General features: G+C 62.8%; 5 protein-coding genes. All 5 read right to left on the bottom strand.

Features of this window, described 5'->3' with window-relative positions:
- Positions 1-287: 287 nt before the first annotated feature.
- A complete protein-coding gene (locus AC1VWL_RS15475) occupies positions 288-1,169 on the bottom strand; it encodes a T6SS immunity protein Tli4 family protein (protein ID WP_482987282.1) in 882 nt (293 codons plus the stop codon).
- Positions 1,170-1,284: 115 nt separating this feature from the next.
- Positions 1,285-2,907, bottom strand: a complete 1,623-nt coding sequence (locus tag AC1VWL_RS15470; protein ID WP_482987281.1) for an esterase/lipase family protein — start codon at positions 2,905-2,907, stop codon at positions 1,285-1,287.
- A 3-nt stretch (positions 2,908-2,910) separates the two neighbouring features.
- On the bottom strand, positions 2,911-5,808 hold the full coding sequence (locus AC1VWL_RS15465) for a type VI secretion system Vgr family protein (protein WP_482987280.1): 2,898 nt from the start codon (positions 5,806-5,808) through the stop codon (positions 2,911-2,913).
- Positions 5,809-6,324: 516 nt separating this feature from the next.
- Complete coding sequence (locus AC1VWL_RS15460; RefSeq protein ID WP_482987279.1) at positions 6,325-7,683, bottom strand: hypothetical protein; 1,359 nt, start codon at positions 7,681-7,683, stop codon at positions 6,325-6,327.
- 195 nt (positions 7,684-7,878) lie between these two features.
- Positions 7,879-9,237, bottom strand: a complete 1,359-nt coding sequence (locus AC1VWL_RS15455) for a hypothetical protein (RefSeq protein ID WP_482987278.1) — start codon at positions 9,235-9,237, stop codon at positions 7,879-7,881.
- Positions 9,238-9,259 lie beyond the last annotated feature (22 nt).

Genomic DNA, 9,259 nt, shown 5'->3' with positions numbered 1-9,259 from the left:
CCCGGGGGTGTGTGGTGGCGGCGGGTTTCGCGGACACGCCGGGGCTGGGGATTATTCAATAAATTGCCGTTTTTTCCCACCGGTCAGCTTCGCGTTTTCCGCCGCTCCTACAAAAATACCGATTATGCGTGGCCGCAAACGCAGCTTGAACTGCCGGAAAAAACCAAGACTGCTGTTGTGGAACGGCGTAAGCCGCTAAGCTGGCACATCTGCAGATGGCACAAATACCTGCCTGCTCCTGCACCATCTGTTTCACGGCTGACGCCGTTCCCACAATCGAGCAAAACTCAGATTGCGCCGGGGCGCAGGCGCAGGCTGCCCAGCACCTGGTCCCACAGCCCCAGCGCCTGTGCGTCATCGCGGAATGCCGGTGCATCGGCCTTCTCTTCGGTCAGCAGCTGCAGCGACAGGAACGGGAACTGCAAGGACTCCGCACGGCCCTGTGATTCCCACAGGAAGGCGTACATCTTGCCCCCGTCAGCTTCTGCATGGGCAAGAATCTCCTGCCCCTGGATCGGCCCTACGTTGCGTTCACCACGGCGCAGATTGCGCATCCGCGCTGCGGCGGCTGCATACTCCGGCGGCAGATCGGAGGCACGCTGCAGCAAGGGCTGATCAGGCTTGCCGGTGACATACGACATCAAGGTCATGCGCGCGCCCGGATGCGCACGCGGACGCAGGCCGATGGTCATCTCCTCGCTGTTGATCCGATTGCCCGCTATGAAACCCGAGTCGACGCAGAAGCCCGCGGTGGTCGGGATGGTGTTGGGATCGCGGTAGCTGATCCTTGGCCGCAAGGCGCGGTAGTTATCGATCGCGGCCGGCAACTTCGCGGCCTCGGTCTCGCCACTGACCAGGTATTGCACGTTGTGCGTTGGGTCCAGCACGTAAAGCTCCTGGCGATGACCGGCGCGACTGCTTTCGCTGAGCCACGACGTCACCAGCACCGCATCATCGTCAATACGCGTCTCACTGACCGACATGGACTCACCCGCACGATGCCGCGCTGCCTTCAGCGCAGCGATGCGCGCAGCCACGCGCTGACGGAACGCTTCGGCCGATACACCGGTAGTCGTCTCCACCTTCTTGCGTGCATACACGTAACCGGGCTGGATCGAGGTCGCAGCAGGCACATCCAGCAGGAATCGGCCAACGCACAAAGTCTTCATTTCGCTTCCCTGTCGTTTCGGTGCCGCGCCGGCAACGCCGCCCGAGGCAAAGGTCAGTAGTACGGCAGCCAGCACGCCATGCAACAGCGGTCGCCGCGCCATCGCATGCAACGCCTCACGCCCAGTCCGCGCTTTGCGCAAACCGCACTGCGGCGTAAAGGGTTGCCCAGCGGGTGCGTTCGTCGTTGTAGCTGCCTTGATGGTCATAGCCTTTTTTTCCTTTCAACGCGTACTGCCCAGTGCCGAAACTGCCTTGGCGGAAACATCCCGTGACATCAGCTTTGGGGGCCGCACCTGAACACGCCGGTACTGTGCCATCACCAGGATCGGCGGGATCGGCAATCTCCAGCTTGATCACACCAACCGCGTCCTGCAGTTTGATCTTGCCGTTGTGGTTGTCCGATACCGGCGTCACCGAATCCACGCCGGTCATGCTGCCGCCGCTCCAGCCCAGGTCACCCCAGGCAAGCTGCTTGGCGTCATCACCGTAATGCGCGAAGGTAGGCTTGTGGTACTTGCGCTCGATGTCCTTGTGGAAATCACGCACGCCTTCGATATTGATCTGGAAGCCGGTGCGTGGCGTCAGCGCCGGGCCATCTTCTTCTTCGCGTGCCGATGCCGCCGCCGGTGCCGGTGCGCTCGGATCGAGCAGACTGGTATTGGCTTCGGGAACCAGTCCATACCATTTGGTGTTGAGGTAGATCTCGTTGTACGGATCGGCGCCAACCGGCAGACGCGGGCCCTCGTCGCCCAGCTCCAGCCAGGCCTTGCCTTCGTTGTAATCCGCAGCGGGCAGCAGCTCCAGGCCACCGGGTGATTTGGCAAGGATCGCCACTACTTCGCCGGCATCGCGGCCCAGGATGATGCTCGAAACACCGGTATAGCCTGCACGGCAATGGTGATACGTAGCTGCTGCGCCCGTTGCCGGCATCACCCCATGCGAGACGCCGAGCAACTTGCCATAGTTCGACACCTGCGACACCGCGCGTGCCACCAGGCCGCCCATGGAGTGGGTGACCAGCAATACCTTCTGCGCGTTGATGCCGCGCGTGGCGTAATACGGCAGGATCACGTTATCGATGCGCGCGACGATGTCCTGCGCAGACAGACGATTGCTCTGCAGCCAGTTGTAACCACCGGACCAGACTTCGAAGCGGTAGTGCGCGGCGTGCTTGGCCTGCTCCAGAGTAAGCGCGGCATTGCCGCCGACCATCTCGCCATACTCTGCCGGCGCACGCGCACCGTCCTCAGCCCACCACGGCTGCAGCTTGCCCGCCGACATCAGGTCATTGAGCTTGCGCTGCATCTCCGCCATCACCGGGTTGTAGGCCGAGCGCATCAACTGGCCCCAACCACGTTCGCGCGCCAGCGTTTCGGGAATGGTCTTCTCCGCATCAAGCGGACCCCGGTCGTCCACTTCCGATGTCAACGGATTCAACAAGCGTTGCCGCGTGGCAGCGCCACGGAACAGGAACACGAACATCTGCCCGATCGCACCCAGCACCGCGCCGACACCATCCGTGTTCGGTGGCCGCCATACCGGATCGCCGGTGACCGTCGACTTCAGGTTGGTGCCCATGATGCCGGGCAGGAAGATCACCGGAATCACCGCATCGGTATCGGCCTCGACCACCTTGTCGCGTTTGTCCTTGACCTGGGTTAGCCGCGCACGTGCGACCGGCCGCCCATCCTCGTCCCAGTCTCCGCTGGGCAGCACAACGTCCTGTTTCTCTTCCATGCGCTAGACCTTCCCAAGAATCTTGATGAGCACCTCATCGATACCCTGCCCGCTCTGCCGCGGCAGGCGCCCCTGTGCATCGGTGACCAGCTCGCTGCGGCCACCATCACCGCGGGTGAGCTGCACCCGCGTATTGGGCATGGGCTCGCCCGTGGCCCGGTGCCGCACCACGTAGACATCATCGAATTGTGGGTCTGGCCAGCTGTTCATCTCGGTGGACAGATGGGTGCCACCGAGGAAGCTCTTCTTGCTCGCATGCACGGTGATCTTGCCCGGGCAGTTGAAGCTGATATTGCCGCCTTCGATGGTGACGCTGGCGCCACCGGTGGTGGCGATGTGCAAGGTCTTGCCGGCAGTCAGTTCCACCACGCCCTGGGCGCTGGCTGCGCGCAGGGCCTGCTTTGATTGCATGCGCACTTCGTCGTGTTGTGCCTGCACGTTCAGTTCATCGGTGCCGGCTACCACGCTCAATGCATTGCCGCCGTCGGCACCGCCTTCCACGGCAGCGGCCAACATGCCGATGGCCTGGCCTGCATGCAGGCGCGCGTCCCCCATCACCGCGGCATCGCTGTCGCCGCCGCTGGCCAATAGCAGGCCTTCGCCGACCGACCAGTGCAGTGCCTGCCCAGCGACATGGACAATGCCAGCCGGCGCCGCGAATCCCAGCAGCGGATCGCCGCTATGCGGTACCCGGCCCTCACCGGCGCTTGCCTGCCGCTGCTCTGCTTCGCTGCTGGCAGCTTGGTACTCCGTACCGGGAACCGTGGTCTTGGCACTGGCCAACATCGCTGCCAGCGGCGCCTTGTCCGGCACGATGCTGGAGCGGTCCTTGCCGCGCGCGCCTTCCTTCATCGCCAACGCAGTGGTCAGATGCGTGCGCGCCGATTGATTGAAGCGTGTACTCAAGGTCTGCAACTGATTGAGCAGGGCCGCCGGCTGCACGGCTTCGCCCGCCGGACTGTTGCTGCGGTGCGCATAGGCACTGAACCAGCCGCCCGACGTTGTACGTACCGCGCCCCAGGCATCACTGCGCAGCTCGAAGCCGGTGCCGCGCAGACTGCCAAGGAAGTTGTCGGCCTGATGGCGCAGATGGCCAAGACTCAACTGCGAGGTCTGCTGGCTGCTGGCCAGCTGCACGCGCAGTTGCTGGTCGGTGTCATCAAACAGCAGGTGATTGCTGCCTTCGCCACCGTCCCACTCCCGGGAACGTATGCCCCATACCGCGCCCGCATTGCGGTGCGCATCGTCGCCGGCGCCTGCCGCATGCCAGGCCGGGGCATGGCCGCCCCTGAGATTGCCCTGCGCACTGGCGGCGCCATCGCGCGCCTGCGCATAAGCGCTGTGATCGGCGTCGGCGCTGGCACCAGCGGGCGTGGGCGCAACGCCCGCTTCGCCACGGCCGTTGTACAGCGCGCCCAACACGATGGGACGGTCGATATCACCCTCAAGGAAACCGACCAGCACTTCCTGGCCGATACGCGGCAGGAACTGCGCGCCAACACCGGGGCCCGCATAGCGCTGGGCTACCCGCAGCCAGGTGGTGTCGCCCTGCTCATCCTGGAAGTGGAAGCGCACCCGAATCCGGCCAAGGCTGTCGGCATGCACGTCCTTGCTGTTGCCGCCCTGCCCCGCGACGACCACCGCGGTCTGATAGCCCGGCACGGTCGGCCGTGGATTCAGGCGATGACCGATGCCATCTTCCAGCGCCGGCCGCCACGGCAAGTTCCGCTCGGTCGCCTTGAAGCGATTGGCATAGCCCACTTTCTCGGCCTGCTGCCACAGCCCGGCATCGGTCCCTGCCATCGGCGTGTTACCCAAGGCATCGTCCATCGCCTTGCGTACATCAGTGGGCAGGTTGTTGATGCCCGCGTGCTCCACCTCCACCAGCAACAACTCGGGCGCGGTCGCAAACGGCGCCTGCTGCACCTCAAGCCAGGTACCGGACTGGAAACCACGCACCGTGCCCTGGCCCTGCCAGCTGCGGCCGTGGACTTCATGCGCCTGCGCCTGCAAGCGCGCATACCAATCGGCCGCACCCGCATTGCTGAAGGCATATGCGCCAACAACGTCATAGCTTTCGCGCTTGGAGGCCTCACCGCCGCCGTCCAAGGGCAGCTGCGTGCTAATGCTGCGCACCTGACGGTAATCATCGCTGAGCAGGCTCAGGCTGGTACTGCCCAGGGCGCGACGTCGGCCCAGCGTCTGGATGCTGTCCGTGGATTCGGTGGCATCACTGCGGTGGAAGCGCACGCCACCTGCGGCGCTGCTGGCGTCCTGCGGCAGGCCCAGGCTATCGGCGAAGATCTCCATGCCGTTGCCGCAAGAGGATTGTTCCTCGGCGTACAGGCGCCAACCCAGCCCCTCCTCGGCCAACAGCCGCTGCAGGAAATCCAGATCGCTCTCGCGGTACTGCACGCAATAGCTGCGCACGCGCGTACCAATGAATTCATCGCAGCCTTCGGCCCAGCGCCAATTGGCCAGGTCCGGATAGTCGGCAAGCACGGCGTCGACGATCTCGCGCACGCTCTTGTCCTGGAACACACGGCTGTGCCGGGCATGCTGCAGCCACCAGGTCCACGACCGCAGCGACAGGCGGTAGCGCACCAGTCCGCCATCACTGCCCATGCGCTGTGCGTGCGCAATCAGACCACTGCGTTGCTGCTCGCCACCATCGGCCATGCGCATCACCAGCACCGCCTGGGTGCCAAGCAGCGCGTCCAGCGCAACGCCTTGATCGGTGGACAGCACATCCACATCCGTCTGCGCATGCGCAGACAGGCCATCGCGGCCCCACCAGCGTTCGACCATGCCCCCGCCAAATCCCGAGCATCGCCATTGATACTGACGCTGTGCATCACTCGGCGCAGCCACCTGCGCCATCAGGCTATTCAGCTTATCCATGCCAACCCAATGCGTTTCCCGTCTGCCATTCAGCAGACGCGGTAGGATCCCCCAAGCCGAATCTATCAGAACTTTCCTATAGCCCGCGTTACGGGTTGGAGGGGTTGGATTGGTGGGAACAGCTTGGAAATTGGCCCAAATTGCGGGCTTTGCGAATGCTTACGTGAAGACGCCAGACCTATTCACAAATGTGTAGACCTTCAGCGGATCGCGCGTAGAGAGACTGGTGTCACGGTTCTTCGATTTCGCAGGGCGCGCCTCAAAACACTTCTGCGATCTGCTCATTGCCGGCTCATGCACATCGCCCTAGCGCTCTTCATGATTTCACCGGGTTGGAACGATGTTCCAGTAACGTCCTTGTTGTCGCCTGAGCAGCGCCGTGCTTCGGCCTCTCCCCTTGCGAAGCAGGGGGAGGTTGGGAGGGGGTTGCTGCAGGCGTGCACAGCCTCGAAAGCACCGCTCCCCAGCCCTCCCCTTCGCTACGCGAAAGGGAGGGGGCAGAGCCACTGCCTCCGCCTACATTGACGGTGGCGTCGGCTTGCCCAACAGGCGCTCGTAATCCGGCATCTCCGGCGTGGTGTGACGCAGGTGCAGGTTGTGCAGGATGGCGTCGAAGCGCTTTTCGCTTTCTTCCAGCGGCGGCGGTTGCTGCTTGAGCTGCGAATAGGTCTGTTGCGACCAACCCTGCATCGTCATCGAAACGAAGGGCATTGCTTGAACGCCTTCAATCCCCGGCATGCCCGCATAAAGCTGATAGGTACGCACACTGGGATCGCGCTTGGCATCGCCCTCGCGGGTGATGGCAATACCGGTTTTATCGAAGCTCAAACCGCCGGCCAGAATTCCGCCCGGTTTGACAACATCGCGTCGCTGCACGTCATCTGCCGGCATTGTCAGCAGCACACCGGGATAGGCCAGGACCTGCCTCCAGTTGGAGATTGGTTGTTTGGCGATGCCTTCGCCCATCCCCGGTGCCGGCCGGTAGCCGGTGTCGATGCTATAGGCGACATTGGGACGGTCCACGTAACGGAACGAGGCGTGCGCGTGATAATCGGTGGTGCCATCGTCGGCGAAGAACAAACCAGGGAAACAGACGCCGGGTTCGTCCGGCACATCGCCGGGTGCGCGCAGCCGCATGCGCTTGATGTCGCGGCGGATCTTGGCCATTGCTTCCTCTCGGAGTGGATTTCCCTCCTCCGAGTTCACATTGGACACCAGCGAAATGACATTGCCACCCAGTAGCGCGCGTACGGCCAATCGGCCGGTGCCGCTTTCTGTTGCAAGTTCACCGGGAAAGCCGAAGTTGTGGATGCGTCGGTTGCGGGCTATTTCCAGCTTCTTGTTGGACTCCTCAACCTGTAACTCATACCAGCCAACTGTCAATTCGCTATCACCTCTGGTGCGCGCCTCCTCAACGGTAGCCTCATCCTCTGCAAGTGTTCTGGTCCACGCAGCAACACTCGCACCGCGATCCGCAAACTGATGGCGGTCACGATGCATCTCCATCACATCTTCCGTGGCTGGCTGTGACACCATCACTCGCATTACCCCATAGCCCATGCGTTCACGACGATCACCAGGTGCGTCATCCGGGAACAGCGGCGGCTCGTTGTCCTCCACCTTGCGCAGCGGATCCAGCGCCCATTCGATCGGACCATCTACCTCGAATACCAGTCGTCCCAGACACTCGCGGGTAGAACCTGGCGTCCAGGTCGGCCTGAAGTCACGCGTTGTCTGCAAACGTGGCATATGCGGCTGCAGGCGCTCTTCAACCACAGGTCCGGAGTGCGGCGCCAACGGTGGCGTTGACGCATCACACGCGACTGGCCCGAGCAGCGTAGCGGCGGCGATCAATATTGCTTTGCAGATCTTCATGATCTCTCTTGGTTGGGACGATGTTCCAGGGACTTCCTTGTTACCCCCTCAGCAACGCTGCGCTTCGGCCCCTCCCCTTGCGCAGCAGGGGGAGGTTGGGAGGGGGTTGCTGCAGGCGTGCACAGCCTCGAAAGCACCCCTCCCCAGCCCTCCCCTTCGCTGCGCGAAAGGGAGGGAGCAGAGCTGCTGCCTCGCCTACTCTGGCGAAGCAGTCTGCTTGCCCAATAGGCGCTCGTAATCCGGCATCTCCGGCGTGGTGTGCCGCAGGTGCAGGTTGTGCAGGATGGCGTCGAAGCGCTTTTCGCTTTCCTCCAGCGGCGGCGGTTGCTGCTTGAGCTGCGGATAGGTCTGTTGTGGCCAAGCTTGCATCGTCATCGAAACGAAGGGCATTGCTTGAACGCCTTCAATCCCCGGCATGCCTGCATACAGCTGGTAAGTGCGCACACTTGGATCGCGCTTGGTATCGCCCTCACGGGTGATGGCAATACCGGTTTTATCGAAGCTCAACCCGCCGGCTAAAATTCCGCCCGGTTTGACAACATCGCGTCGCTGCACGTCATCTGCCGGCATTGTCAGCAGCACACCAGGATAGGCCAGGACCTGCCTCCAGTTGGAGATAGGCTGTTTGGCGATGCCTTCGCCTTCATCTGGTGCCGGCCGATAGCCGGTGTCGATGCTGTAGGCAACATTGGGGCGGTCCACGTAACGGAACGAGGCGTGCGCGTGGTAGTCGGTGGTGCCGTCGTCGGCGAAGAACAGGCCGGGGAAACAGACACCGGGTTCGTCCGGCACTTCGCCGGGCGCGCGCAAGCGCATGCGCTTGATGTCGCGACGGATCTTGGCCATGGCCTCCTCTCGGAGCGGATTGCCCTCTTCCGAGTTCACATAAGACACCAGCGAAACGACATTGCCACCCAACAGGACGCGTACTGCCAATCGACCAGTGCCGCTTTCTGTTGCAAGTTCACCGGGAAAGCCGAAGTTGTGGATGCGTCGGTTGCGGGCAATTTTGAGTTCTTGCTTGGCCTCCTCAACTGTTGCTTCTCGCCCCCTGATTATTGCCTCATCCGCACCCCTTGCTCGGGCTTCCTCAACTGCGGCTTCGCGCCTCTGAACCCCCCTAGTCCACGCGGCAACACTCGTACCGCGATCCGCAGTCTGGTAACGGTCGCGATGCATCTCCATCATCTCTTCGGTGGCAGGCCGCGACACCATCACTCGCATTACGCCGTAGCCCATGCGTTCACGACGATCGCCAGGTACGTCATCCGGGAACAACGGCGGCTCGTTGTCCTCCACCTTGCGCAGCGGATCCAGCGCCCACTCGATCGGACCATCCACCTCGAACACCAGACGTCCCAGACACTCGCGGGTAGAACCTGGTGTCCAGGTCGGCCTGAAATCACGCGTTGTCTGCAAACGCGGCATGTGCCGCTGCAGACGCTCTTCAACCACAGGCCCGGAGAGTGGCACCGACGGCGGCGTTGACCCATCGCAGGCGACTGGCCCGAGCAGCGTTATGGAGGTGATCAATATTGCTTTGCAGATCTTCATGATCTCTCTTGGTTGGAACGAT

The sequence above is a fragment of the Stenotrophomonas sp. STEN063 genome (assembly GCF_056854515.1).
This window is presented reverse-complemented; position numbering and strand designations above follow the sequence as displayed.